This is a genomic window from Robertmurraya sp. GLU-23 (genome assembly GCF_052983275.1).
On the sequence record NZ_JBRKCV010000022.1, the window covers coordinates 14,638 to 40,464 of the forward strand.

Genomic DNA, 25,827 nt, shown 5'->3' on the forward strand with positions numbered 1-25,827 from the left:
GATACACCATGTCTCTTTGTAACAGAGATAGAACTTCACAACAAAGGAGAACCCCATGTTTACTGTACCAAACTCCGCTTTTATTCTTGATAGTGAGTATAACCTTTCACTTGTCATTTTATCTATATTAATCGCCTGTGGTGCCTCTTATACCGCACTTTCTTTGAATGAAAGAATCCAACAAAATAGCTTCTTTCATCGTTTTATTTGGATTGGCTTAGCTTCCGTAGCCATGGGCTTTGGCATTTGGTCCATGCATTTTATTGGGATGGGTGCAATAAATCTTCCTTTTGATATGCAGTACGACCCTTTTGTAACGATCCTTTCTATCTGTCCCGCCTTAATTGCATCGCTTTTAGCCTTTTATATAGCTAATCGCCAGAAAAAGAGTATCTTTGCATTTATTATTTCTGGAGTCATTATGGGATTGGGCATATCAACCATGCATTATATGGGCATGGCCGCAATGAAAATGGAGGTTCATCATGCCTATAAGCCTGGAATATTTACTGCCTCCATTGTAATAGCGATGACCGTTTCCTTCGTTGCGCTTTATATTTTCTCTTCATTACAACATTTGATGAACCTTAGAGTGATCAAAATCGTGACAAGTCTGATCATGGGCTTAGCGATTTCTAGTATGCACTATACCGGGATGGCTTCTGTTGTTTTTTATGTAGATGCTGACACGGGGATTCCTACAAACCACTCTCATGAAAGTCATACATGGGTTCTTTTGCTTGCGGTTGCCATCGGAACTGTCGTTTTGCTTATTCTTTCTAGTTTATCGGGAGCATTGGATCGATACGTTGATTACCGAATGAACTTTTTTGATCCATTAACGAAACTTCCTAACCGTCGTCAGTTTGAAAGAACCATTCACCAACTATTACACGCGAATACAGTAGCTGTTTTTCATATTCATGATCTTGAAAAATGGAATATTGGATATGGATACAAGTTTGGAGATAGAATTCTTACCGAAGTAAGTCAGTTACTATTGCAATTAAATTCATCTTCTATAGAGGTTTATAGAGTAGAAGGCAACCGCTTTGCTTTCATTTGTAAGGAAGAGTCAAATGAAAAACTAAAAATAACATTAGAGAGAGTTTCCTCTATCTTAAAAGTTCCCTTACAATTAGATGACCATGCTGTTCTTGTTAATACCGTCAGTGCCATAGCTGTTAAAGAACACAATGAAACTGCGAGCCAACTTTATGCTAATGCTGTTGCAGTCCTGCATCACCCATCAATTGAATATACTAATCAAATCGTAGAGTATGATCCAAAGATTCATACGTATAATTTTGAACAACGTCTCTTGTCCGATATTGATATGGCCATGGAGAAAGATCATTTATATATTGTTTATCAACCAAAAATTAATGCTACTTCACAGGAAATCTCAGGTGTCGAAGCACTCATCCGTTGGAATCACCCTGTTCATGGCTTTCTATCACCTGGTCTGTTTATTCCGGCATTAGAGAAAAGCGGAAAAATGTTCGATGTGACTGATTGGGTCATTGATAAAGTATGTCAGCAGCTTGAACAATGGAATAAAGATGGTCATCCCGTATTACATGTAGCTGTTAATATTCCTGGCACCTATATTACATCTGCACGACTGTTAAAAACTCTTAATCATTGTGTGGAAAAGTATGATATATTGGCAAAAAATCTCGAACTTGAAATCACAGAAACTAGCGTAGTAAGTGATATTGAGAACGCGATACGATCAGTAGGAGACATACGAAAACAAGGATTTTCTGTAGCTCTCGATGACTTTGGTACAGGCGTTTCATCATTGTCGTATTTAAAAAGATTGCCCATTTCTACATTAAAAATTGATAAATCCTTTGTAGACGGTGTACCAGAGTCTAAGAAAGAATCTGCGATTATTACCGCCATTGTCTCTCTCTGTCATTCGTTGGACATTGAAACCGTAGTTGAAGGAGTAGAGAATGTAAAACAATTTAACTACTTAACCTCTATGCCCAAAAGTCCAACCATTCAGGGGTTCTATTTTGCCAAACCCATGAAACAGGAAGAATTGATTTCTTGGATGAAGCAGTTCTATTCGCAAAGTGATGGAGTATCTCCTTCTATATAATCTTCTTACAAGGTACCGCGTTTTTTATGATGCGGTACCTTTTTTTTTATATCTGCTGTGACATAAAGCATAGGGTCATTCCATATGAAAATGATATGCTATCGGTGCATAAAAGGAGGGATTTTAATATGAAGCGGATTATCACGCTTAGCACTCGCAAACTAGTAGATACAGTAAAGCACGGTGGTTGTGGTGCATGTCAAACATCTTGTCAGTCAGCCTGTAAAACTTCTTGTGGAGTGGCCAACCAAAAATGTGAGAACATCTTGAATAGATAGAAATACATTTACCGCCCACTACATAAAATGGGGCGGCCATTTTTTTAAGGAGATTAACCATTCATATGATCCATCAATATAAGTTAAACGGGTACAACATTGTCCTTGATACGTACAGCGGCTCTGTCCATGTGGTCGATGAACTTGCCTACGATATCATCGGTCTTTATGAACATGCTTCTTCGGAGAAAATCGTGACAATGATGCTCGAAAAATACCGTACGAATCCAGAGATTACAGAGGTAGAAATACGGGAAACTCTTACAGATATTCAGGAGCTTATCCAACATGGACAGCTATTTACGGAAGATGAGTATAAAGACCTTTCCATTGACTTGAGAAATCGCAAAACCTATGTTAAGGCGCTTTGTTTCAATGTTGCACATACTTGTAATCTTTCCTGTGATTACTGCTTTGCTAGCCAAGGGAAATATAACGGTGACCGAGCTATAATGAGCTTTGATGTTGGAAAAGGAGCCATTGACTTCTTATTAGAAAACTCCGGGCACCATCACAACCTCGATATTGACTTTTTTGGCGGAGAACCACTTATGGCATGGAACGTGGTCAAACAAATCGTTTCCTATGCACGCAGCAAAGAGAAGGAATACCATAAGAAATTTCGTTTTACTTTTACAACGAACGGAATGCTTTTAAACGAGGAAGTAACTGAATTTTTAAACGAAGAAATGGATAATGTTGTTCTAAGCCTAGATGGCAGAAAAGAGGTACACGATCGACTTCGTAGAACCGTTAATGGAAAAGGCAGCTATGACCATATCGTTCCTAAATTTCAGCAGTTCATTAAAAATCGCGGAGAAAAAGAATATTATGTTCGGGGAACCTACACACATGACAATGTTGACTTTACCAATGACATTTTTCATATCACGGACCTTGGCTTTGATAAACTGTCCATGGAACCCGTTATTTGCGACCCAAAGGAGCCTTATGCCCTCACCGAAGAAGATCTTCCCGAAATCTATAACCAATACGAAATTCTTGCGAAGGAAATGATCGCTAGAAACGAAAAGGGAAAAAAATTCACCTTCTACCATTACATGCTGGATTTATCCGAAGGCCCTTGCATTCAAAAAAGAATTTCAGGTTGTGGCTCTGGAACGGAATACTTAGCCGTTACACCATGGGGAGAACTCTTCCCTTGTCACCAATTCGTTGGTGATGAAGAATTTAGCATGGGAAACATCTGGGATGGAATTTCAAAACCAGAAATTCAAGCTCAATTTAAAGGTAGCAACTGCTACTCAAAGCTAGAATGCCAGAACTGCTGGGCTAAACTTTATTGTAGCGGTGGTTGCCCGGCTAACTCACTACATGCAACAGGTTCCATTAACGGAACGTTTGAATTCAGCTGCGATATTTTTCGGAAAAGAGTCGAATGCTCGATGATGGTTAAGGTCGCTGAGTCTATTCAAGCAATGGAAATATAGAAATGCAAAGCAACAATTAGCCGAGTATTATCCTAAATGTTCACTTATTTGAAATGAAATCTGCACCGATTTTTCATTTATCTCTTGTAATATAGAGATGTAAGGATAATCTTGGAGCAGAAAGAAAGGGTGTTTGTAATGAATTATGATGAAATCAAACACGACATCACTTTGAAAATTGAGGGGTTACAAAGAAGATTAGATGACCCGGATTTAACACCTTCCGAATCGGAAATGATTCAAAATATGATTGACAACTACCAGTATATTTCAGAGCTTGCGGAAATGAATCATTATCATAGAGGATTGCTATAGTATATCTTTACAAGGACTTGCGTCTCTAGTCCTTGTATTTTTTTATAGAAAAAGCTGTTTCCACATATTTCTTACATAGTAGGGGCATTTTATTACCTATTAATTGTGTAAGGAGAACTTAAAGTGAACGAAAAATTATTCAAGTTAATTAATCAATACTCAGGTCGTTTTTCTCTCTTGGATTTTTTTATGATATTTGTATCGAATAAAACTCGTTATATCTTTGTCTTTGTGTTAATTTTTATGTGGTTTAAAAATGGATCTTACAGAAAGGCCAGTTATAAAGCGGGCATTTCTGTTGGGACTACGTTCCTTATCCATACTTTGATTAAGCTGTTTTATTTCAAACCAAGACCATTTGTGAAACGCCGAGTTGGAATTCTTATTCCTTCAAAAAGAGACTCAACCTTTCCAAGTAAACATACCTTACTTGTTTTTGCTATCTCTACTTCTATTTATCTTTATAACCGTGTAATAGGTTCCGTGTTGTGGGTTATAGCTTTTTTAACAGGACTCTCCCGTATTTGGGTAGGACACCATTATCCATATGATATTTTAGGTAGTGCCACTATCGCAACCATAACAAGTATGGTTATAGATAAGACCACAAGGGGGAATTTTGCTCGTTAAATAGAAGCTCTGAAAAATACTTAAAGAATACCCATCACAAGGAAGGCTATTCTTTAAGTAATGTTTTTTAATTAGTTTTTTCAGGGCCTTTATTAGGGATTAATTCTTCTGCAATTTCGGCTAACCCGGCCAAATTTCCCATTTTATTCATTTTACCTAAATCAATATTATTCATTATGTTATTAACTGGAGATTGTGTCATTCTATTTCTTCTCAACCGTATGGCAGCTGCGCTAACTCCTAAACTTATTAACGATCCCCATATCCAACCTTTACTATTTCTTTTCTTCCCGAAAAATGCCATTAAAGGATTTCTTCTTAGTTGAAAAAATGCTGTGATCCACTTATTCATTTTACCCCCACCTTCTTCTGATATATAAGCTTCATTTTTCATTAATAGAGTTCTCTTTTTAAACGTACCCATCCTGATAAAAATTTGGTTTAGGATTTCTAGCTTATAAAACTCCCATACACAAAAAAATCCAAAATATACCACACATGAATAATTTCATAAGAGCTGTTAAACAACCTGGAGAAATGGACACTCCAATTAACATGGATGAAGAAGAACCCGATCCAGATGAGGAACCTTCTGAAGAACGCTGAGGAGACTAAAAGAAAAGGGTTGTCGGAAATGAAACATCCGACAACCCTTCTTCTTATTGAAAGTTCTTGCTATTTTCCGATCCCCCAGTTCCGTGCATATTCTTATAGTGTTCCTCTAATTGCTGAATAGATAAATCTGGATGCATGTTCTTCATATGTTCTTTCATCTGACCGAAATTCATGTTTTTAACGTTCATCATTGATTCCATGTCTGTATGCATCATATCTTCCATTTGGGAATCAGAGTTTACCATCCTATCCATCATCATGTTTTCGTTTATAATCTCTTCACTTTCTTGGGCTGAAACGTAATAAATCCCTGTACCTCCTCCAATGATTAATCCAGCTCCTAACGTAATGGCGACTAGAGTTTTTTTCATCATGCACCTTCTCCTTTATTAAATTTTATTCTTATTAATATTTCCTCATGTTTTACTATCACTACACCCTTACTATAGAAAAGAATCATGGAGAAAGTATGGAGATTTTAAAGAATTCTTCAAATTATAATGGTTAAATTTCAGTTTTGGACTCTTCACCTCAATAGGGAATAACCATATAATAATAATGAGGTGTTTACTATGTGTGTTTCGAATCATGCATTTGAATTTCAGGCATATAAGCTGAGTGAACAAATAATAAAGCATACGATTTATCAACCTGTGAAAGTCGTTTATTTTGGGGAGAAAGAGGCAGGGGTACACCAAATTAATGCGATAGAGCTCATTACAAAAATTATTTTGCAGGACAACGAAGGACATGTTTATGAGGTGGAACCGAGCGAAAATGGGTTAAGGTTTGCTAAGGGAGAGATCACCTATCAAGAGTATGTAAGGCGAGGGAAAAAGGATTTTAGAAATCTAATTACTTACTCTTCTGCTTCCATTGGCTTCCTATTCATTATGAGTTGGGCGTTGGTTGAATATTTTCTATAAGAACAGATTCTTTATTTCATAGAGAAAGGCATGACCAAGACTAGTCATGCCTTTTTACCGACTTTATTTAAGTGATTTTTAATGATCTTCTTCAGCTGCCATTGCATCAGCCTTCGTTTTATGAATAGTGCCAAATGGATGCTGTGGCGGAGCATATATCGAGTAAAGTTTAAGTGGTGTATTTCCCTTATTGATAACATTATGCCATGTACCCGCTGGGATCACAAAAGCAAAATCATCAGCCACTTTTCTCTCAAAGTCTAACTGATCCTTCTGTGCTCCCATTCGAACCATCCCTTTACCTTCTTCAACCCTTAGGAACTGATCAAGGTTTTGGTGTATTTCTAAGCCAATGTCCTCTCCCACATTAATGCTCATTAAGGTTACCTGTAAATGCGTTCCAGTCCATATGGCTGTTCGAAAGGTATCGTTTTGCTTGGTGGCCTTATTAATATCCACAACAAAAGGCTTTCCTCCATAATCCGTTACTCGCGGGGAGAGTTCTTCGCTTAAAAATCTAACACATGAAGCATTTTCTTGTTCTCCCGTTAATGCCCATAAAAATACATTCTGTATCATTGGATATTGATTAAGCGAAAAACCTTTCTGATATTCTTCATATCCCTCTACCTCAGCATCATACGCCTTTTCCAACCCATCTCTGTAGCTATCAATAGCGATTTGTTCGGGTTGGTATACAGGTACAGTACCAGTAAGTTGAATATAGAGATTGTTTAACTGTGTAAGCTGAGCCTTTTTCCTTTCTAATGCATACAAAATATCATTCTGATGCATTTCATTTGGAGCTATATGAACTAACTGTCTATATAGCTCCATGGCTTCTGCTTCTCTTTTTATTCCACTAAGTAGGACATCAATTACTGGTTGAATATTCTCCTCATGATTCCTATTCATATAATTGGACGAATAAGTTGAAGGATTTACCCAGTAAGGATATGAATACGGATTGGAAACATAATACATGTTGGTCATTACCTCCAAAATTTTTTAAACCATCATATGCCTCTGGGGGAAAAATGTACTTTGATTTACATAATTAAAATAGTTGACACAATTACTAAAACATTGAACCAAAACACTTTATGGTATATTCAATATATGAGTTTTTCTAGAGAAACTGTATATTGGGAGGATTGAATATGAAATTTAGAGTAGACCACGAATGGCTTCTTAAGAATCTGAATCAAGAAGATGTAAGAATCATCGATTGCCGCTTTGCACTTGCTAATCCTGAATTAGGAAAGCAAGAATACGATCACAGTCATATTCCAGGAGCAGTTTATTTTGATTTAGAAAAGGATCTTTCAGGACAAGTGGGTATTCATGGTGGTAGACACCCTATGCCTGACATAAACGAACTAAAAGAGAAACTTGAAACTGCAGGCATTGATCAAGAAACAACCATTGTCGCTTATGATAATGGTGAAGGAGCCTATGCTGCAAGGTTATGGTGGATGCTGTCATATCTAGGACATAAAAAAGTATATGTACTTGATGGAGGATATAAAAATTGGACAAAAGCCAATTACCCAACTAGTGCTGATGTACCTGATTTTGAAAAATCGACTTTCTTTGTTGACCTACAGCCTAATTTATTGGCTGACGTAATAGAGGTGCAAGAAGTCGTATCTGGAAAGCAACCAAACATCGTATTGATTGACTCTCGTGAGAACAAAAGATACTTAGGAATAGAAGAGCCCATTGATAAGAAGAAAGGCCATATTCCAGGCGCTATTAATAAACCATGGATGGAAGGACTTCATGATGGGTACTACCATACTATTGAAGATCAAAAAGAGAGGTTTTCAGATATAGAATCTGAAAAGGAATTGATCGTTTATTGTGGCTCAGGAGTAACGGCTGTTCCCAATTTCCTAGCTTTAAAAGAAGCAGGCTTTGAACATGTGAAACTGTATCTAGGTAGCTTTAGCGACTGGATTTCTTATGAAGAAAATAAGATAAATAAGATGTCTTAATTGAGTAACTAACAAAAGAAATAAGCGGAGCTTTTCCGGTTAGATTCAGAATGGAGCTCGTTCTGGGGTAAAATAAGGGGAGTTTTTCCGCTTATTCAAAGCAAACTCTCCCATTTTCGAAGTTTTCGAGCCACTAGTCGGAATCTCTCCGTTTATTTAACCCTTTTTCAACAATAATTTCTTATTAAGCGGAATTTCTCCTTCTATTTATCAACTCGGGTTTGCTATGTCAACGTTAATAGTAGAATCAAATAAAGAAAAGGCGGATGCTAATTAGAAAGCACCCGAAAATGAACCCCTATAATGCATAAAAATTAGGCTTTCTTTTATACTAGTTTAATCACTTTTCCGCTTTGCTAATTGAAGGGCTGTGTCTGATGCGGTAAAATCAACCGTTAATTGTTCGCTCAAGTTATGAGGATGATAAAACCCTCTTGAAACCATATAGTTTGTTATATTTTCGTGCGTTTGGATTGCAGCCCGCAAATGTTCTCTTAAAACAGACCGTAATTCAGGAGTAGCCGCTTCGGTAATAGCCACCGTATAATTCCTTACCCCCGATTTGGCAGAAATCAAGAAATCTGTCGCTATCACCTGATCCGTTAATCCACCCATGCCCATCATATTTTGAATCAAATGGTTCATTGCTGTTCCTCCCTATTGGTCAAAAATTGCTGTAACTCTTTAACCTGTTGCTGACCTGCTATCATATCATTTGTCAGAATTGCTTTTAAATCCTCATCTTGTGCTAACGCACTCATGGTCGTTGACTTCGTTAAGCTGATGCTTTTAAAAGTAAGAAGCTCATGAACATCCATCGTCTCATGTAACCCTAAGTATTTAACCATTCTTTTCACTCCATTACATTCATATTTGCACCTTTATATTTTCAAACAGATTCATACTATTCATTCGTAATTTTTATCAGAAGGAGCATAAAAGGAAAAGTAGTATGGAGAAAATAAGGTTGATTCGTAATGGAGGTGTTTGTATGAACAACGAAAGATTAGCCATTCATGAAACATTAGAAACTCACGAAATTATTAACTTTAAAACGGTTAGCTTATTAAGATCAAAATTAATGATGGGTATTTGTTTTAATAATGAGCTAAAGCAATTAATGGCCAAGAATGTGGAGCAGTCCATTCAAGATATCAATGAATTAATTCCTTTCTATAAACAAAGTGACGTACTTCATTAAACTGGAGGTGAAAAGATGCAAGATTATTTAGATCCAAGAAATGCTGAGGGTATGCCGAATTTAGCTGACTCAACCTTCGCCATGGATTTTTTATTATCGGTTAAAAATGGAATCCGAAATTATGGATTTGCAATTACAGAAACCGCAAGTCCTGAACTAAGAAGGGTATTAACAAAACAACTCGAGGCAGCCATTGACTTACATGGAGAAATTTCTGAATTGATGATCAAAAATAAGTGGCTACATCCTCATGACTTTAACGAGCAATACAAGGTCGATATGAAAGGCGCCGAAACTGCTGTTCAAATTGGACAAATGGAGCTTTTCCCATTAGATACAGACAGAGGCGGCATGTTTGCTACACCTAACCAATAGAAGGAGGGATTTTTTTAAAATGAAGGCCGTTACTTATCAAGGAATAAAAAATGTGGAAGTTAGAGAAGTAAAAGATCCCACTATTAAAAATTCGGACGATATCATTGTAAAAGTTACCTCCTCTGCTATTTGTGGTTCAGATCTTCATCTAATTCATGGAATGATTCCTAACACACCTACCGATTTTGTCATTGGTCATGAACCGATGGGCGTCGTAGAGGAGACTGGACCAGGTGTAAGAAACTTAAAAAAAGGGGACCGGGTGATCATTCCTTTTAATGTGAGCTGTGGTACTTGTTGGTATTGCAATCATGATCTTACAAGTCAATGCGATAATTCCAATCCACACGGAGATATGGGTGGATTTTTTGGGTACTCCGAAAACACAGGTGGCTACGCAGGTGGACAAGCTGAATATATGAGGGTCCCTTATGGAAATTTTACACCTTTTAAAATTCCAGAGGATTGTGAAGTTGAAGATGAAAAACTTGTTCTATTAGCTGATGCAGCTTCCACTGCCTATTGGTCTGTTGATCGCGCTGGTGTAAAAGAAGGTGACACCGTCATTATTCTTGGCTGTGGACCTGTTGGTTTATTAGCTCAGAAATTCGCATGGTATAAAGGGGCTAAAAGAGTCATTGCTGTTGATTATATAGATTACCGTCTACAGCATGCCAAACGTACTAACAAAGTTGAAATCGTCAATTTTGAACAGCATGAAAACACGGGTGAATACTTAAAAGAAATAACAAAAGGTGGAGCCGATGTGGTCATCGATGCTGTAGGGATGGATGGAAAGTGGACACCAATGGAGTTTCTTGCAAGCGGTCTTAAACTTCAGGGAGGAGCGATGGGCGCACTTGTAATGGCCACTCAAGCAGTCCGGAAAGCCGGAACGATTCAAATAACAGGTGTATATGGCGGTCGTTATAATGGATTCCCACTTGGAGATATCATGAACCGAAATATTGATATCAAAACTGGCCAGGCTCCTGTTATTCCATATATGCCATTCTTATACGACCTTTTTTCAAAAGGAACGGTTGACCCGAGCGATATTGTTACCCATGTGATTCCACTAGACCAAGCAAAGCATGGGTATGAAGTTTTTGATACAAAAACAGAAGATTGTATCAAAGTAATATTAAAGCCATAAAAGCAATTGCCCAGTTCAGTTTATACTGGGTTTTTCCTTTCAATAAAACGGACGTTAACCCCTCTGGATCAACGTCCTCATTGTTATTTTCCACCTGTAAATGAAATGCCTTTAATAAAGTAACGGTTAAAGAAAGTATATAACAATAATACAGGTAGGGTAAATACCATAGATGCAGCCATGATATAGTTCCAATAGCTAACGAATTGTCCTTTAAAGGTATTCAAGCCTAGTGGTAGGGTAAACATTTCAATATCAGTTATCACGATCAGAGGTCTCATAAAATCGTTCCAAAACCCCATAAAAATAAAGATCGATTGTGCAGCTAGTGCTGGCTTTGCCAGTGGCAACACCACTCTAAAAAATGTTCCGAACTTACCTAAGCCATCTATCTCAGCCGCTTCCTCCAGCTCTTTCGGAAAGTTTATAAAGAACTGTCTCATCATAAAAATATAAGTTGCATTAATCATGCCTGGTACAATCATTCCTTGGTAAGAATTTAACCACCCTAATTCTTTTAAAATTAAATAGTTTGGAATCATCGTTACTTGTGCAGGAATCATAAGTACCCCTAAAATAATGATGAACAATGCTTTTTTACCTGGAAATGTTAGACGAGCAAGTGCATATCCAGCCATTGAGTTGAAAATTAAATTTAAGAAAGTCCCCACTCCAGCAATAAACAAGCTATTAAACATCCATCTTGGAAAATGCTCTTGTTCAATAAAAATTTGTTTATAATTTTCAAGAGTAAAATTTTTCGGGATAAATGACATCGATCCAGAAACGATCTCTTGTAGCGTTTTAAAGGATGAAGATAGTGCCCACAAAAACGGGACTAGAGTTGTTATTGCATAAAGGCCTAAAATAATATATAAAATGGTCTTTCCAACCTTATTTTTCTTCATACCCCTGCCTCCCTTTCTTAGTATAGTGATTCCTCTTTTGAAAATTTACGTTGTAGCAAAGTGGCTACTAAAATAACAAATGCCAACAGGAACGCTAGTGCTGCTGCATATCCCATCGTTCCCAGCGTCTTAAAGGCATATTGGTACACAAGAAGTACCACGGTTAAAGTTGAATTGTCTGGCCCACCAGAGCCGGCGGAGAAGATATACGATTGATCGAATAATTGAAACGTTCCGATGATACCCATAATGACTACAAAGGAAGTTACAGGTCTCAAATTTGGAACGGTAATGTTCCAAAACCTTTGGAACACATTGGCTCCATCTAGTTTGGCTGCTTCATATAACGATTCAGGAATATCCTGAAGGGCTGCTAAGTATATCACCATAAAAAATGGAGCAGTAGACCATATATTCATGAACATAATTGCATTCAACGCAATAGAAGGATCTCCTAAAAAATTATAGGTAGGAAGACCAACGAAATCCAAGATATTATTGATTAAACCATCTTTGTTATACATCCACATAAAGATTAAAGTAAGTACAGCAGATGATGTAAGGGTAGGTAAAAAGTAGACAATTCGAAAGAAAGTTTGACCTTTTAATCCTGCGTTTAATGTTGCTGCTAATACTAGCGCTAATATTGTCTGGCATGGAACAACAATGACAACGTACTTAAAAGTGTTCCAAAGTGCAATTTTTGCCCTAGTATCCTCCAGGATTCTCGTGAAATTTTCAAATGCAACAAAATCAAACGTGGCATTTCCTAATAATTGAACCTTATGAAATGATAGAAAAATAGTATAAAAGATTGGCCCGATGATAAAAAGTCCTAATACAATTAAAGCAGGAAACATAAAGGTATAACCCTGTCCTATTTCGCGGAGAGCTTTTCTGGAAAACTTCTTGGTCATTCCCACTCCACTCCTTTTCTTCTTCTTAAAATGAATGTTCTGGCTGTCAGAACTCGTTCCACCTATGTTTGTGCACATAAACAGAACGAATTCTACAGACTTTTAAATGTAGAGGAAGGAAGACTCTCCTTCCTCTATGAAATCTGGTTTACTTACTTAGCATCAATTTCACTATTTGCTTGTTTTTCTGCTTCTTTCAATGCATCAGCAAGATCAGCCTGACCTAAGAACGCACTTAAGAATTGATTATTGAAGTTGTTCATAATAATTGGCAGATTGGTACCTTTTGACCAAACCGTAGCATAAGAAGCACCAGCAACTAGAGCCGTACGAAGTTCATCCTTATCATAGCCTAGCTCAGCAGCCACAGACTTACGTGTTGGAAGAGCATATCCTTTACTCGTCCAAGTCTTCATCCCTTCCTTACCAGTAAGGTAAGAAATAAGCTTCCATGCAGCCTCTTTTTTCTCAGATTGAGCATTCATAACGTAAGCAACTGAGTATGCCATAGTCGATTTCTCACCATCCACCGCTGGAAGCTCAGCTGTTCCATACTCTACATCGGGGAAAGTATCTGCAAGGAATGGAATGGCCCAGTTCCCTTCAATAACCATAGCTGCTTTTTCTTGTCCGAAGATTTCTCCTCCCCAGTTTACTCCCACTTCTTTTGGCTCCACAGCTGTTTTATCCACGTTATGCATTTCAATAATTGGCTGAAGGGCTTCAACAACATCAGAGGAAGCAAAGTTCGCTTTGTTATCCTTTACCACTTCTCCCCCTTGGGACTCTGCTAACCAATACATACGAGCTAATTCAGGTGCAACGCCGAATCCATATACACCGTCTTTAGTTAACTTCTTAGCAGCTTCACGGAATTCTTCCATCGTTTTGGGAACTTCCACACCTGCATCTGCGAGCATCTTTTTGTTATAAAATAAGGCGAGAGTAGAGTAATCTTTTGGGAAACCATACGTCTTCCCGTCAACAACGAATGCTTCAGCTAATGGTTTCTCAAAATCTTCGACATCAAAATCTTCTGTGATAAACTCATCAAGTGGTTGAATGACACCTGTTTCAATAAGGGCAGGTGCTTCAAAGGCATCTAAATAGAACACATCTGCTGCCTCTCCACCCACTAAACGTGTTTTCATCACATCCATGTACTGCTCTGAAATCACTTCGTACTTCACATCAATATCTGGGTGTTTCTTTTCAAAATCATCAAGAGTCTGCTTTAATAGTTTTTCCTCCGTTGGATTTCCACCCCAACCAGCAAGGCTGACCTCTATTTTTTTTCCATCCTCTGTAGATCCATTTCCTTCCTTACTAGAAGCATCATCGCTACTACATCCAGATAAAACTCCTGCCAATAATAAAGAAGTAACACCAAGTGCTGAAAGCCATTTTTTTGATTTCATTTTAAAATCTCCTTTCAATCTAGGTTTTATTAATAAAAAGGGATCCCTTGAAGGGACAAAAAGTAAATATTCATTTCTATTTACAGACAGCTAGATACCCTGATGAATTTTCCAATATAGTAATCTCGTATTCTTCATCCTGTTTTCTCATAACCTGTAGAGATAGAGTTCCTCCACCTACACGAATGTTCTTCGCCGTTAGCATATTCATCCCGCTTAATAGTTTAGGAGAAATAGTAATCTCCTTATTAATGCCATCAGGAAACAGACCTAATAGCGTTTGTATAAATACTAGTGGTGTACCTGCTGCCCATGCTTGTGGAGAGCAAGCTACTGGGTATTTCACTGGTTTACCAATTGAATCAGAGTACCCGCAGAAAAGCTCTGGCAAGCGCTCATATTCAAAGAAGATGGATGCTGAAATTAACCCATCAATCACCTTATTGGCTTGTTCTTGATAACCTGCTTTACTCATACCAAGGAGAATCATGCTGTTATCATGTGGCCACACACTTCCATCATGATAGCTAATTGGGTTATAACCCGCTTCTCCCTCACCCATTGTACGGATTCCATATCCTGAAAACAATTTCGCGGAAACGAGTGTATTTACGACTGCTTTTGTTCTTTCTTCATTAAGCATTCCCGTTTGTAACACATGTCCTGGGTTGGAAGTAATCGTACCAACCTGCTTTTTATTCTCATCTAGAGCAATAGCGTAGAAACCTACATCATCCATCCAAAACTCTTGATCAAACTTTATTTTTAGCTGTTGCGCCTGTTCCCGAAGAGTGGCAGCAATATCGACTTTACCGGTAGATTCATAAAGATTAGCTATTCCCATCTTTGCTTGGAAAACATAGCCCTGTACTTCAGCAAGAGCAATGGGTGTTTTTGCATACTCTCCGTCCCGGTGGACGATGGAGTCCCCAGAATCCTTCCAACCTTGATTCGCAATCCCCTTACTTGATTCTTGATGATATTCCACGAATAGATCTCCATCTCTGTCTCCATACTCATCAATCCAAGTTAAAGCGTTTTCAATTACTTCCTGCATTTCCTCTACAAACTCAAAATCTCCTGTCCAGTTCACATATTCCGTTAATAAAATGAGGAATAATGGTGTCGCATCAATGGTCCCGTAATAAGGAGTAAATGGAATTTGGTTGGTGTTCGCTAATTCCCCGAAGCGGATTTCATGCATGATTTTTCCTGGCTGCTCATCTCTCCAAGGATCTACTTTTGTACCTTGATAGTCTGCTAGGGTCCGAAGTGTTCCTTTCGCTATCTCGGGGTTAAAAGAGAGCATTTGTAGGGCAGCAATTAAACTATCACGCCCAAACGGAACACCGAACCAAGGAAGGCCTGCTACTGGAAATAAGCCATATCCTAAGTCTGTAAGTAAAACCCGAAGGTCCCCGATGCCACGATCAATTAACTTTTGAAGGGGTACATAATCTGTCTCTACTTTAGTCGTAGCCTCTTCCCACTTATGATAGGAATCTTTTAACTTTCGCAATGCCTCTTCCTTTGTAAGAAGTTGTTCATTAGACGGTGATCCCACTTCTGGACGAATAATTAATTGTATTGTTTCTTCTTGTTCATGCTCTAGGTTAAAGTGGAAGGTTACACGCCCAGCTTGATCAATTTCCTTTGCTGTTTTGTCCCAGGTAACCTTTGTGTGGCGTTCAACGTCATCTGCTCCAATATAAGAAAAAGTCATTGAATGATCTTCCACTTTCTGGCCAATCCGTTTTCCCACCTTACCTGATTGAAAACCTCTCACAATAAACATATCTTTGAAATCAACATCCAGTTCGACTGATAAATCGAAATCTATGGATTTAGGAAAATAATTTTTCAGACGAATCGTTTCATAAAGACTACCATTAGAAATGAAGCGAGTTCTTTCAATTTCTACAGATTCTCTCCACAGGATGAGTTCCCCGTCTTTTTCTATATGTGGGTTGGTTAACATGATTTTGGCTAAATAATTTTCCGCTGCCTCTGATGCTAGAAGGATGGGCTCTTCTCCATTGATAAATAACTTTAGCTTACTAAGAAAACGAGTGTCCTTCGTATACAGTCCTAATCCATACATGTGATCGACTGGAATATCACCTTTTTCATCTGTTAGTAAAAATAAATCGTCCTCTTTTATCACTCGGTAATCCATGTTGACCTCCTTATGATGTTCATCATTTATCCAAAACGTTTCGGATTTTGTATAGAAATATTTTTTCCGAAACGTTTCGGGAAAAAACTAAAAAAGTTACTTAAACGTTTCGGGAAATAGGGAACAAAAAACTCCATCCCCTAGAAGCTTTTTGTTGTGGTTGACCCTCTTACAACTAATTTCGTTCCTAGCGTTATGACCTGTGGTTCCGTTTTCCCATCAAGCATATTAGTTAATAGCTGACCTGCTTGGAAACCTAACTGATAAAAATTTTGTGAAATCGTCGTTAAAGGTGGTGTCGCATAGGAAGCAAGTAAGATATCATCGTATCCTACAATTGAAACATCTTCTGGTACTCGCAATCCCAATTCTTTCGCAGATGTAATAACACCTAATGCCATTAAATCACTTGCACAAAAAATAGCACTAATATCTGGATGTTTTATTAGAAGTTCCTTCGCTACGACTGAAGCTGAATATTCTTCAAATTTACCATCATAAATCCACTCTTGCTTCACTGGTATATTGGACTCCTCTAATGCCGTTTTATAGCCTTCTAAGCGTTTTTTGCTAACAAAAGCTTTACTGTGCCCATTAATCATAGCAATATTTCGATGTCCAAGCTCGATCAGATGCTCAACTGCTTTTTTAGCTCCTGCCACATTATCAGTTGTGACGTAACCAACATTATCGGAGTGAACAGGAATATCAATCAACACACAGGGAATATCACTTTCAACAACTTCTAACAGATACGGATCATCTGTTTTAATTCCTTGAATGATGACTCCATCTACCCTTCGTTCTCTGCAAAGTTGAGTGTACGTCTTTTCACGTTGCTTGGAAGAATTCGTGTTAAAGACCACTAAATCATAGTCACTCTCTGACGCAGACGAGTTGATTCCTGATAGGATAGAAAAAATAATTTGGTCCTTTTCACTTTCCCGGTTCAAACCGGATACTAATAAACCAATTGTTTTAGAGACATTCATTACAAGTCCTCTTGCGAGAGTATTAGGACTGTAATTTAGCTCCTTTGCAAGAGTCATAATCTTTTTCCTTGTTTTCTCACTAACATCTGAATAACCATTTAATGCTCTGGAAACTGTAGTCACAGATACTCCAGCTGCTTTTGCTATATCTTTAATTGTTGTAGCCATATAATCCCCCAAAACGTTTCGGAAATATCTGTACATGTAGAATACTAAATTACGCAACCGTTTTCAATGTTTTTTTATAAATTCTTTTAGACATCAAAACTAAACAAATATGAACCAACAAAAACCGACCTTTTTTACGAAAAGAGGTCGGTTTTCATATACAACTTATTTTATTACTTTATCCCAGTAGAACTGATCCACTGCTGCCCCTCTTCTACAGGGTTCCAATCATTGAGGGTCAAACGTCCGTCTTTTGATATTTCAATTGCCTTTCCGTTATGAACAGAAGTAATTCTCCATGTTCCGTTATCATTGTTTGAAAGAATCCAACGTTGATTATGATAGCCAAGATAATCGTATAGCTGTATTTTATTTTGGCCTGTATCATAATCAAGTGCTTTGCCACCCTCGGTTCGGATCGAATACGAACCATACTCATCACCAGTCGGAACCAACGTCCAATTGGTTGCATTATCTGAGTCGGATACAGTCACTGGCTCTCCATTTATTGACGTTGCCGTATAAATTGCTTGACCTGTTGCTTGATTTGTAAAGCTTGTTTTCATTAAGTTTGCCTCTGTCATTTGGCTAACTTTCACATTCTGATAAGAGGCTTGACCTCCGAATACATTGACCCCAAAATGTCCTTCTGCAAAGGTGCCATCCATTATATCTATGATTTTTTGTCCATCTACTGTGATCACAATATGAGGGCCTTTTGCTTCAATTTTTACCTTATACGTTTTTCCAGGTTGTATAAAAGCAGGTACTTTCCCTATAACCATCCGATCTTCAAAGCGACCATCTATTTTGTAAAACAGACGAAAAGCTTTCATATTCGGATCTAGATTGAAGTAGTATCCGCTTCTTCCGTCTTCACTAGCCCTGAACAAAATGGACCCCGCTCCACCTGATTCACCCAGCATCATATCAGCTTCATACGTAAAGTCTCCAGCCGATTCACTAGCGACATAATTGGCATCACTTGTATATGTCCCACGAATACCGTTTTCTGTGACGGTCCATTTGGCAGCAGAGATATCTGACTTCCATCCTGAAAGATTCGTATAAAACTCCCCTTCAAATACCTTCACGACAACACTTTCAGAAGTTTTTCCATTTGGGGTAAAGGCGGTAATAACCGCTTCTCCTTTCCCACCAGCTTTAAGTACTGCCTTCGAGTTAGTTGAGGAGGCAATCTTTACTATATTCGGGTTGCTAGATTTCCATTTAATTGGATGCACACCTTTTCCTTTTCCATTATCCATGGATGCGAATAAAGTAAGTTCATCACCCTTGCTCATCTCTCTTTGTTTCGTATCCATGACAATTTTTGTAGTCTCGGTATTGCCTTCCGTCCAAGCGTTAGCAAGAGAATGGACTTTTAAGGAGCGTATATTCACTTCTCCACCCTTCGTGTAAAAGCTCATGCTACGACTGGATGGATCGGGAAAAATAACATCAGAAAAAACAACTTTTCCATCATTTGCAAATACTTCAATGGATGAATCATCTACAAAAATATTCAGTTTGATGCGCTCATTTTCTGGCTTTAATGGTGCTTCATGTAAAGTAGAAAAAGAGCTAGAGAAATCCGTCTCTCCTGATTCTGCACGATTAACAAATATTTGATTTTTCGCTGTTTTGTATCCTACAGCTGTTTTTTCCTCCGCACCTTCGCGAACTTGAAAACCAAATTCGGTTGTAGGGCTATTAGATGGTATTTCAATTTCCGCTTCAATCTCAAATGCTCCCGAAGAAAGTCCTTTTAGCAGGTTCGAAGCATTGGTTGGATGGATAACTTTGTTCTGCGATTCAAAGATAGTGTTTCGAATGGACTGCAGTTCCTTAATCGGAGCTTGTGCGAGTCTGATTCCTTCCTCCGTTTTCACCAGTCTGACTTCCCTCGGAATCGACAACTCACCCTTCCAATTGGTCGTTGGAAAAGCAAATGGATAATCCCAGTTTGTCATCCATGCCATCATCACACGACGGTTATCTGGCATATTGGCAAAGGACATGGATGCGTAAAACTCTTTCCCGTAATCTGTTTTTAGCACTTTTCCTGTCGCATTGTCATTGACGAATTTCCCATCAGCCGTTAAATGCCCGATAAAATACTCTGCATCAGAGCCTTGCGTCTTTGGATTTGCTCCCGTGCTAATCATGAGAACCCACTTTTTCTCTCCTGTCCCGTCTACCTGAAGCTCAAACAGATCAGGGCATTCCCACACGCCCCCACGAACGTAATCTCCATATCCGAAATTATCCGTAAGTGTCCAATCTATTAAATTGGTGGACGTAAAGAAACGAATATGATCTCCTCCTGATACAACCATCACCCACCGATTATTGGCCTCATCCCGTACCACCTTCGGATCACGGAAGTCCCAGCCACCCGGGTCGTCCCCATTCTTACCTGGATTTTCAATCACAATCGGGTGTTCCGTTGAATATTTCCAAGTTCGTCCCTGATCCGTGCTATATGCTAGACCAATTCGTTGGTTGCCATTCCATCCATCCGGATTAAACGAAGTGTAATAAGCAATTAGCCCTTTTCCACCCGTATGAGTAAAAAGACCAGAAGCATTATTCATATCCGCAATAGCTGAACCTGACCAAACATGACCGTGATCATTCCACGGTAGCGCAATAGGAAGTCGTTTCCAATTTACCAAATCCGTACTTACAGCATGAGCCCAGGTCCCTCCATCTTGGTGGAATAAATGATATTCACCTTCGTAATAAACAAGCCCGTTCGGGTCACTAACAGAGCCACGAGCTGGAGTATAATGATAATCAGGACGATATTTTTCTTTATAATAGCTTGTGGTTGGAACCATATACACATCCTGGAAGGCAGCAGATCCAGAGGTTACCGTGAATCCTAGCAATCCAGTTGAATAGTTTTTATCTGAAATCGTTACAGCTGCTTCTGAATAACCATCCACATACAGCTCGATTTGATCGCCGTTTGCAATAACCTCTAGATGATGTTTGCTACCTTCTTGGGAAGGATACGCCATTTCAGAGGTTTTCAGAATTGTACCATCGATCTTCTTCATTTGTGCTTTAACCATGTTTCCTGCCTTAATTAGTACAGCCTCATATCCCTCTGTTCCTTGTTCATTTGTTCGAAAGGCGAGTGCTGCTTCTGATTGTTGCTCATCAAAAGAAATATTTCCTTCAAGAGCAAAGTCACTTTCACTCGTATGAAAAATAGTTTTGGCTTTTATACCATCAACAGCACTTCCTTTTAACCCTTGAATGGAAGGTTCCCAAGTTCCTTCCTTAACTAGAGGCGAACCTAGATTAGTAGAAAGCTCACTAATCTTTACATTTTGAAACAATGCAGAACCATCCCAGACGTTCAGTCCAAGTAAACCCTTCTCATAGGTGATATTGTTTACATCAATAACGGGCTCATATTTATTACCCCAATAGACCTTGATATTGTCTTCTACCACCTTCACCTTCAGATGATAGATTCCCCCCTCTTGAAGCGTGACTGGATATTCTTCTTTTAATCTCGTTTCGTCACGTGCATCCCGGAGTCGAATCATTCCTGCATTCGGCACAATTTGGAGCATATAGGAGTCCCAACCATCTTCATTGGAACGAAACACTAACGTCGCATCTGCGTTCATATCAATAACTTTTATATCTGCTTCATAAATAAAATCTTGAGAAGTAACACTTGAGATGGCCATTACATTCTCATTGGGTTCTGAGGTCAGCAATAATCCCTGCTGTGTGTCTTCTAATGACCCTTTCCCTTTCACTTGCCAGCCTGTTAGATTCGTATTTGCTTGTAATCCACTTTCTAAAATGGTTGCACCCTCCTTCGATTCGGTTGCCCATCCTGCCGTAGGGTGAATAGTAAAAGTTCCTACTAAGGAAGCAAGTAGTACAGCTACAAAAAATACAGAAGCCTTTTTTATGAAAGTTGGTTTCATCCTTTCCCCTCTCTTACAAATAAATGAATTTTTTCCGGTTCTCACCCATCAGACCCTTCACTTCGTCCTCGGCCGGCAAGGCTGATATCGCTCCGACCTTGGTACAAACCAATGCACCAACAATATTGCTAAAAGAAATCACATGTTTAAATTGTTCAAAGTCTTCTAAAACCTGTTTAGGATTCTCTATACTAGACAACTGACAGAGAGTGGCTCCCACAAAAGCATCTCCCGCTCCTGTTGAATCAATGGAAGTGACTTTTATGCTAGGAACCAACTCACACTTTTGCCCATTGGAGATCAGGGTTCCCTTTGCCCCTAAGGTGACTGCCAAAACTCTCGCTCCCATTTGATGCAAAGCCGTAATTCCTTCCTTTACATCGTCCAGCCCTGAGAGAATTCTTAATTCTTCCTCACTCACTTTTACAAAGTCAGCGATAGACATTCCTAACTTTGACCACTCCTTAAAATCATCCACTCTACCTCTCCATAAAGAGGACCTATAGTTTGGATCAAACGATAGAAACTTTCCTCTTTCCTTTGCGTCCCTCATCAGACCTATATACGTAGATCGAAATGGTTCAGTTAACAGGGCAGTTGCCGAACCGAAGTGAAGAATTTGACTTTTCATGATTCTCTCTTTATCCAATTCGTCCTCTGTTACAAACGCATCTGCTCCTCGGTTGAAAATAAAATCTCTTTCCCCATCAACCTTCAAGGAGACAAACGCCTGTGTCGTAGGATGAGCTTGATCGAATAATAGTAAGGAGGTATCTACATGGCAATTCTCTAATGTTTGCTTTAAAAAATATCCAAACGGATCATTTCCAACTTTGCCAGAAAACTGCGCTTTCCCCCCTAACTTCACGATCGCTGCACAAACATTAGCCGGTGCACCACCAGCCTGTTTTTCGAAATGTTTTCCATCAATTAAGTTCACACCCACATCTGTACAGAAAAAATCAATCAATAATTCCCCGATACAAAACACCGATGAATTGGTTGTCATTCATCATCAACCTACCTTTTCAACATTCTCTAAGTTTCGATTTCGATCATTTCTCCCAAATAGAGGAAAGCTCAGTAAGTTCTACAGAAGAGATATTGGTGATTCCATCCTTTGAAAAGATGACCATCTTGTTATATGGTTGGTTCGGATAGATCAGGCTTGTGCAAACAGCCTTTCCATCATTGGCAAATACCTCTACGGAAGATGTGTCTAGCCAAATTTGTAAGTGTAGTTGGTTGTTCTCTGTTTTTACGATTGCCTCCTGTATCGCAGCAAAGGAGTCAGAGAAATGATTGATTCCTGCATTCACCCGGTCAACCGTCAGCTTTTCGACTACCGTATCATACTGAATGATGACTTTTTCCTGAATCGAATTTTCAAAGATCACTCCAAAAGAAGTAGAATCACTTTTTTCAAAGGAAATATTTACTTCCATTAAGCTACTAAGCAGATCACAATGAAAGGGACTTTTGGGTTCAAGGGAAACTTCTTGAATGACTTCACTCTCATTTCGTAATGTGTGAATTTCTGATACAACCTTCTGCACCACCCGAACTCCCTCCTCAGTAGTAGTGAGGAAAAGTTCTCTAGGCAATGTCATCGCACTACGCCACCCCTCGGTTGGGAGTAAGTTTGCATACCGCCAATTGCTCATCCAGCCGATATAAATTCTTCTACCATCATCCTCAGGTACATCCGACCAGCTCACCCCAGCATAGTTATCTCTGCCAAAATCTAGCCAAAGTGTCGTATCATCACTATGTTCATTCACGAATGTCCTTCCATCAAATTGCCCAATGAAATATTGTGTTCGAGATCCTTCTGGAAATGCTGGATTATCGCCGATGCTAACAAGCATGACCCATCGCTTATTGCTTTCGTCACCATCTACAGGCAGTTCAAATAAATCCGGGCATTCCCACACTCCATCATGGGACCCTGCTTGATGGCCAAACTCACTAGCAAACTCCCACTCTATTAAATTACAAGAAGTATAAAGGGTGACTGTTTGACCAGTTGCTAAAATCATCACCCATTTGTTGGACTCCGGATGCCAAAATACCTTTGGATCTCGGTAATCAGTAATCTCCTCGTCTGAAAGTACAGGATTTCCTTCATATTTTATCCATGTTCGTCCGTTATCTTTGCTGTATGCCAGGCTTTGGCGTTGTCTTGGTCTCTCAGAATCCGGATATATACCATGGCTAGTATATATAGCTACTAATCCTGCTTTTCCATTAAAAAAGCCCGTTGTATCATTCCAATCGACCACTGCACTTCCAGAAAAAATCGTGCCATGCTCATCCGGATGCAACGCAATGGGAAGCTGCTCCCAATGAACCAAATTTTTACTCACTGCATGCCCCCAGTGCATCGGTCCCCAAGTAGTGCCAAATGGATGATGTTGATAGAACAAATGGTATTCTCCTTCAAAGAACACCATTCCATTTGGGTCATTCATCCACTTTTCTTCAGGGGAATAATGATATTGAGGTCGATGTTTTTCTTTATATCGTGTTTTAATCATGCTTTTTCCGCTCCTTTTTTATAAATATAAGTAGAAGAAGGCTGTAAAAGGTTACAGCCTCGCTCCTATACTCAGCACATTACTGATTTCTGTCATAACCTGCTTGCTTAATTTCTAGCCAATCTTGTAAGCCTAGTCGGTCAAGCTCTTTTAAGTAGCTATCCCATTCTTTTTCCACTTTTCCGTTTTGAATCCACTCTGCCCGTTTTCTCATGACGAAAGCGAACAGGTCCGTTTCAATTGCCGTTAGACGATCCAGGTCTTCAATTGAGAAGAACACTCTTGGATAAATATTTTCTGCTTGCATATGCGGAACCATCACGTCCTTCAACAAACCTAATCTCCATGCAGCATCATCTGGCTTTGTTGTTACCGTACCGTAGTACTCATCAAGGATCGCTAACGGTCCTCCGATATTTGTCTTTTGTCTTAACTCTACTGGTGCCGTACCTTCTAAAGGTAAATGCTTCAGCATATTCGCTGCTTCGTCGTACTCAAAGATGTTCTGTTGCTTATCATCTCCGTATGTTCCCCAGTTATTTTGTACAGACTGAATCGGATCATAAAGCTCATCAATCCACTTGGCTGTTAATTCAAGATTTTTATTGGCACTCGTAATCACCATTCTTCCGCGGTCAAAGCCCATACCATTTGTTCTTGCCACGTTCACATTCCCATCTGGACCAGCAAGTGGTTTCATCACATCGTATTTATCGTTCATACCTGTGATATTTGCCTTATCCCATGTAAAGTAAAGACCGTAGCGATTGTCTTTTCCTTTGGCGATGTACGTATTCCAATCTTGTTCAAATGCTTCAATATCAATTAACCCTTCTGCGTATAATTCATTTAGGAATTTGATTCCTTCCTTATATCCCTCATCGGAAGCAGTGAAGGTCACTTCTCCATCGTTTGTTACAACCGTGTGATCCCAGTTCTCACCAAGGCCGAAAGATCCAAACAAGAAAGCTAAGTCTTCCCCACCTGGCTTATTAATAAATGACATCGGAATTTCATCTGCTTTTCCATTTCCATTCGGGTCCTGTGTTTTAAAAGCAATTAATACTTCTTTTAACTCTTCTGTTGTGGTTGGCATTTCTAGCCCTAATTTGTTTAGCCATTCCACGTTAATCCATGGGAGGTCATCTACAGAGTGAATGCTTTCTTTTCCAGAACCAAGCTCTTCAATCCAAGGAAAAGAATAAATATGACCATCGGGAGCTGTCATCATTGATTTGTACTCAGGTGCAGCCTCAAGTACCTTTTGCAAATTTGGCATATACTTCTCAATTAAGTCTTCAACCGGTACAATGGCACCGTCTTTTGCTAGTTTTAAAAGATCATAGTCTCCATATCCTGCGTCAATGATAGCATCTGGTAAATCTCCACTCGCCATCGCAAGATTTCTTTTTTCGACAAACACATCGGACGTGTAGTTTTTCCACTTGATATTGACACCTGTTTCTTCTTCAAGACGTTGATAAATTAATTTCTCATTCGGATCCTTTGGAGCAAGTGGTGAGCTTTGCGTCATAAAGCTTAGTGTGACCTTTTCTTCAAGTGGGAAGCTTACATCCTCTAAGTTATACTCTTTTGATGCGGTTTCACTGCCTTTATTGCTACAGCCAGAAGCTAGTAATAAGGTAGCTAAGGTAGCAGCAGCAATCTTTTTTCCTTTTTTCATAAAATTGACCTCCTAAA

At 38.9% G+C, this 25,827-nt stretch carries 24 protein-coding genes; 10 read left to right on the forward strand and 14 right to left on the reverse strand.

Going from position 1 to position 25,827, the window contains the following annotated elements:
* The first annotated feature begins 55 nt into the window (after positions 1-55).
* The 5 genes from ACVBAX_RS22710 to ACVBAX_RS22730 all read left to right on the forward strand — a co-directional run bounded on the left by ACVBAX_RS22710 (position 56) and on the right by ACVBAX_RS22730 (position 4,784).
* Entirely contained in the window at positions 56-2,110 is a 2,055-nt protein-coding gene (locus ACVBAX_RS22710) for a bifunctional diguanylate cyclase/phosphodiesterase (RefSeq protein ID WP_447119079.1), read from the forward strand.
* Between the two features lie 128 nt (positions 2,111-2,238).
* Positions 2,239-2,388: a six-cysteine ranthipeptide SCIFF gene (gene scfA, locus ACVBAX_RS22715; protein WP_447119081.1), complete on the forward strand. Its 150-nt coding sequence runs from the start codon at positions 2,239-2,241 to the stop codon at positions 2,386-2,388.
* A 65-nt stretch (positions 2,389-2,453) separates the two neighbouring features.
* Positions 2,454-3,839: a thioether cross-link-forming SCIFF peptide maturase gene (gene scfB / locus ACVBAX_RS22720; protein WP_447119083.1), complete on the forward strand. Its 1,386-nt coding sequence runs from the start codon at positions 2,454-2,456 to the stop codon at positions 3,837-3,839.
* 138 nt (positions 3,840-3,977) lie between these two features.
* The gene (locus tag ACVBAX_RS22725) at positions 3,978-4,154 is read left to right on the forward strand and encodes a DUF3896 family protein (protein WP_447119085.1); all 177 of its coding nucleotides are present in this window, start codon (positions 3,978-3,980) and stop codon (positions 4,152-4,154) included.
* Between the two features lie 123 nt (positions 4,155-4,277).
* Complete coding sequence (locus ACVBAX_RS22730; protein WP_447119087.1) at positions 4,278-4,784, forward strand: undecaprenyl-diphosphatase; 507 nt, start codon at positions 4,278-4,280, stop codon at positions 4,782-4,784.
* 67 nt (positions 4,785-4,851) lie between these two features.
* On the opposite strand, the gene ACVBAX_RS22735 is transcribed toward ACVBAX_RS22730, so the two are convergent.
* Both ACVBAX_RS22735 and ACVBAX_RS22740 read right to left on the reverse strand, forming a co-directional pair.
* Complete coding sequence (locus ACVBAX_RS22735; RefSeq protein WP_447119089.1) at positions 4,852-5,178, reverse strand: hypothetical protein; 327 nt, start codon at positions 5,176-5,178, stop codon at positions 4,852-4,854.
* A gap of 265 nt (positions 5,179-5,443) precedes the next feature.
* Complete coding sequence (locus ACVBAX_RS22740; RefSeq protein WP_447119091.1) at positions 5,444-5,773, reverse strand: hypothetical protein; 330 nt, start codon at positions 5,771-5,773, stop codon at positions 5,444-5,446.
* A gap of 198 nt (positions 5,774-5,971) precedes the next feature.
* On the opposite strand from ACVBAX_RS22740, the gene ACVBAX_RS22745 reads away from it, so the two are divergent.
* A complete protein-coding gene (locus ACVBAX_RS22745; RefSeq protein ID WP_447119093.1) occupies positions 5,972-6,325 on the forward strand; it encodes a hypothetical protein in 354 nt (117 codons plus the stop codon).
* A gap of 78 nt (positions 6,326-6,403) precedes the next feature.
* Here the strand turns inward: ACVBAX_RS22745 and ACVBAX_RS22750 are convergent, their stop codons facing one another.
* Entirely contained in the window at positions 6,404-7,318 is a 915-nt protein-coding gene (locus ACVBAX_RS22750; protein WP_447119095.1) for a cupin domain-containing protein, read from the reverse strand.
* 167 nt (positions 7,319-7,485) lie between these two features.
* On the opposite strand from ACVBAX_RS22750, the gene ACVBAX_RS22755 reads away from it, so the two are divergent.
* Positions 7,486-8,322 carry a sulfurtransferase gene (locus ACVBAX_RS22755; RefSeq protein ID WP_447119097.1) on the forward strand — a complete coding sequence of 279 codons (837 nt, stop codon included), beginning with the start codon at positions 7,486-7,488 and terminating at the stop codon, positions 8,320-8,322.
* A gap of 336 nt (positions 8,323-8,658) precedes the next feature.
* On the opposite strand, the gene ACVBAX_RS22760 is transcribed toward ACVBAX_RS22755, so the two are convergent.
* Together ACVBAX_RS22760 and ACVBAX_RS22765 are read right to left on the reverse strand one after the other, a co-directional pair.
* Entirely contained in the window at positions 8,659-8,967 is a 309-nt protein-coding gene (locus tag ACVBAX_RS22760) for a spore coat protein (protein WP_447119099.1), read from the reverse strand.
* Positions 8,964-9,170, reverse strand: coding sequence for a hypothetical protein (locus tag ACVBAX_RS22765; protein WP_430777016.1), 207 nt, complete (start codon positions 9,168-9,170; stop codon positions 8,964-8,966). Before ACVBAX_RS22765 ends, ACVBAX_RS22760 begins: the two co-directional genes overlap by 4 nt.
* A gap of 143 nt (positions 9,171-9,313) precedes the next feature.
* On the opposite strand from ACVBAX_RS22765, the gene ACVBAX_RS22770 reads away from it, so the two are divergent.
* Genes ACVBAX_RS22770 through ACVBAX_RS22780 form a run of 3 tightly spaced genes read left to right on the forward strand, consistent with a single transcriptional unit; the run spans position 9,314 to position 11,054 of the window.
* A complete protein-coding gene (locus tag ACVBAX_RS22770) occupies positions 9,314-9,523 on the forward strand; it encodes a spore coat protein (protein ID WP_430777015.1) in 210 nt (69 codons plus the stop codon).
* Between the two features lie 15 nt (positions 9,524-9,538).
* Positions 9,539-9,898, forward strand: a complete 360-nt coding sequence (locus ACVBAX_RS22775) for a spore coat protein (RefSeq protein WP_430777014.1) — start codon at positions 9,539-9,541, stop codon at positions 9,896-9,898.
* Positions 9,899-9,917: 19 nt separating this feature from the next.
* The gene (locus ACVBAX_RS22780) at positions 9,918-11,054 is read left to right on the forward strand and encodes a zinc-dependent alcohol dehydrogenase (protein ID WP_447119102.1); all 1,137 of its coding nucleotides are present in this window, start codon (positions 9,918-9,920) and stop codon (positions 11,052-11,054) included.
* Positions 11,055-11,137: 83 nt separating this feature from the next.
* On the opposite strand, the gene ACVBAX_RS22785 is transcribed toward ACVBAX_RS22780, so the two are convergent.
* The 9 genes from ACVBAX_RS22785 to ACVBAX_RS22825 form a co-directional block, all read right to left on the reverse strand.
* Complete coding sequence (locus ACVBAX_RS22785; protein ID WP_430777012.1) at positions 11,138-11,962, reverse strand: carbohydrate ABC transporter permease; 825 nt, start codon at positions 11,960-11,962, stop codon at positions 11,138-11,140.
* Positions 11,963-11,979: 17 nt separating this feature from the next.
* Positions 11,980-12,879: a carbohydrate ABC transporter permease gene (locus tag ACVBAX_RS22790; protein WP_447119104.1), complete on the reverse strand. Its 900-nt coding sequence runs from the start codon at positions 12,877-12,879 to the stop codon at positions 11,980-11,982.
* 152 nt (positions 12,880-13,031) lie between these two features.
* Positions 13,032-14,297 (reverse strand): ABC transporter substrate-binding protein, encoded by a 1,266-nt coding sequence (locus ACVBAX_RS22795; RefSeq protein ID WP_430777010.1) that lies wholly within the window; start codon positions 14,295-14,297, stop codon positions 13,032-13,034.
* Positions 14,298-14,373: 76 nt separating this feature from the next.
* Positions 14,374-16,473 (reverse strand): amylo-alpha-1,6-glucosidase, encoded by a 2,100-nt coding sequence (locus tag ACVBAX_RS22800; RefSeq protein WP_447119107.1) that lies wholly within the window; start codon positions 16,471-16,473, stop codon positions 14,374-14,376.
* 140 nt (positions 16,474-16,613) lie between these two features.
* Positions 16,614-17,633, reverse strand: a complete 1,020-nt coding sequence (locus ACVBAX_RS22805; protein ID WP_391558504.1) for a LacI family DNA-binding transcriptional regulator — start codon at positions 17,631-17,633, stop codon at positions 16,614-16,616.
* Between the two features lie 173 nt (positions 17,634-17,806).
* Positions 17,807-21,589, reverse strand: coding sequence for a GH32 C-terminal domain-containing protein (locus ACVBAX_RS22810; RefSeq protein ID WP_447119109.1), 3,783 nt, complete (start codon positions 21,587-21,589; stop codon positions 17,807-17,809).
* A gap of 13 nt (positions 21,590-21,602) precedes the next feature.
* Positions 21,603-22,598 carry a carbohydrate kinase family protein gene (locus ACVBAX_RS22815; protein ID WP_447119111.1) on the reverse strand — a complete coding sequence of 332 codons (996 nt, stop codon included), beginning with the start codon at positions 22,596-22,598 and terminating at the stop codon, positions 21,603-21,605.
* Between the two features lie 46 nt (positions 22,599-22,644).
* The gene (locus ACVBAX_RS22820; RefSeq protein ID WP_447119113.1) at positions 22,645-24,126 is read right to left on the reverse strand and encodes a glycoside hydrolase family 32 protein; all 1,482 of its coding nucleotides are present in this window, start codon (positions 24,124-24,126) and stop codon (positions 22,645-22,647) included.
* 79 nt (positions 24,127-24,205) lie between these two features.
* Positions 24,206-25,810, reverse strand: a complete 1,605-nt coding sequence (locus ACVBAX_RS22825; RefSeq protein ID WP_447119115.1) for an ABC transporter substrate-binding protein — start codon at positions 25,808-25,810, stop codon at positions 24,206-24,208.
* Positions 25,811-25,827: the final 17 nt, after the last annotated feature.

What these genes read in the sequence shown, in the direction of transcription:
- ACVBAX_RS22710 (WP_447119079.1), top strand. Translation starts at nt 56, where the DNA reads ATGTTTACTGTACCAAACTCCGCTTTTATTCTTGATAGTGAGTATAAC.
- scfA (WP_447119081.1), top strand. Translation starts at nt 2,239, where the DNA reads ATGAAGCGGATTATCACGCTTAGCACTCGCAAACTAGTAGATACAGTA.
- scfB (WP_447119083.1), top strand. Translation starts at nt 2,454, where the DNA reads ATGATCCATCAATATAAGTTAAACGGGTACAACATTGTCCTTGATACG.
- ACVBAX_RS22725 (WP_447119085.1), top strand. Translation starts at nt 3,978, where the DNA reads ATGAATTATGATGAAATCAAACACGACATCACTTTGAAAATTGAGGGG.
- ACVBAX_RS22735 (WP_447119089.1), bottom strand. Translation starts at nt 5,178, where the DNA reads ATGAAAAATGAAGCTTATATATCAGAAGAAGGTGGGGGTAAAATGAAT.
- ACVBAX_RS22740 (WP_447119091.1), bottom strand. Translation starts at nt 5,773, where the DNA reads ATGATGAAAAAAACTCTAGTCGCCATTACGTTAGGAGCTGGATTAATC.
- ACVBAX_RS22745 (WP_447119093.1), top strand. Translation starts at nt 5,972, where the DNA reads ATGTGTGTTTCGAATCATGCATTTGAATTTCAGGCATATAAGCTGAGT.
- ACVBAX_RS22750 (WP_447119095.1), bottom strand. Translation starts at nt 7,318, where the DNA reads ATGACCAACATGTATTATGTTTCCAATCCGTATTCATATCCTTACTGG.
- ACVBAX_RS22755 (WP_447119097.1), top strand. Translation starts at nt 7,486, where the DNA reads ATGAAATTTAGAGTAGACCACGAATGGCTTCTTAAGAATCTGAATCAA.
- ACVBAX_RS22760 (WP_447119099.1), bottom strand. Translation starts at nt 8,967, where the DNA reads ATGAACCATTTGATTCAAAATATGATGGGCATGGGTGGATTAACGGAT.
- ACVBAX_RS22765 (WP_430777016.1), bottom strand. Translation starts at nt 9,170, where the DNA reads ATGGTTAAATACTTAGGGTTACATGAGACGATGGATGTTCATGAGCTT.
- ACVBAX_RS22770 (WP_430777015.1), top strand. Translation starts at nt 9,314, where the DNA reads ATGAACAACGAAAGATTAGCCATTCATGAAACATTAGAAACTCACGAA.
- ACVBAX_RS22775 (WP_430777014.1), top strand. Translation starts at nt 9,539, where the DNA reads ATGCAAGATTATTTAGATCCAAGAAATGCTGAGGGTATGCCGAATTTA.
- ACVBAX_RS22780 (WP_447119102.1), top strand. Translation starts at nt 9,918, where the DNA reads ATGAAGGCCGTTACTTATCAAGGAATAAAAAATGTGGAAGTTAGAGAA.
- ACVBAX_RS22785 (WP_430777012.1), bottom strand. Translation starts at nt 11,962, where the DNA reads ATGAAGAAAAATAAGGTTGGAAAGACCATTTTATATATTATTTTAGGC.
- ACVBAX_RS22790 (WP_447119104.1), bottom strand. Translation starts at nt 12,879, where the DNA reads ATGACCAAGAAGTTTTCCAGAAAAGCTCTCCGCGAAATAGGACAGGGT.
- ACVBAX_RS22795 (WP_430777010.1), bottom strand. Translation starts at nt 14,297, where the DNA reads ATGAAATCAAAAAAATGGCTTTCAGCACTTGGTGTTACTTCTTTATTA.
- ACVBAX_RS22800 (WP_447119107.1), bottom strand. Translation starts at nt 16,473, where the DNA reads ATGGATTACCGAGTGATAAAAGAGGACGATTTATTTTTACTAACAGAT.
- ACVBAX_RS22805 (WP_391558504.1), bottom strand. Translation starts at nt 17,633, where the DNA reads ATGGCTACAACAATTAAAGATATAGCAAAAGCAGCTGGAGTATCTGTG.
- ACVBAX_RS22810 (WP_447119109.1), bottom strand. Translation starts at nt 21,589, where the DNA reads ATGAAACCAACTTTCATAAAAAAGGCTTCTGTATTTTTTGTAGCTGTA.
- ACVBAX_RS22815 (WP_447119111.1), bottom strand. Translation starts at nt 22,598, where the DNA reads ATGACAACCAATTCATCGGTGTTTTGTATCGGGGAATTATTGATTGAT.
- ACVBAX_RS22820 (WP_447119113.1), bottom strand. Translation starts at nt 24,126, where the DNA reads ATGATTAAAACACGATATAAAGAAAAACATCGACCTCAATATCATTAT.
- ACVBAX_RS22825 (WP_447119115.1), bottom strand. Translation starts at nt 25,810, where the DNA reads ATGAAAAAAGGAAAAAAGATTGCTGCTGCTACCTTAGCTACCTTATTA.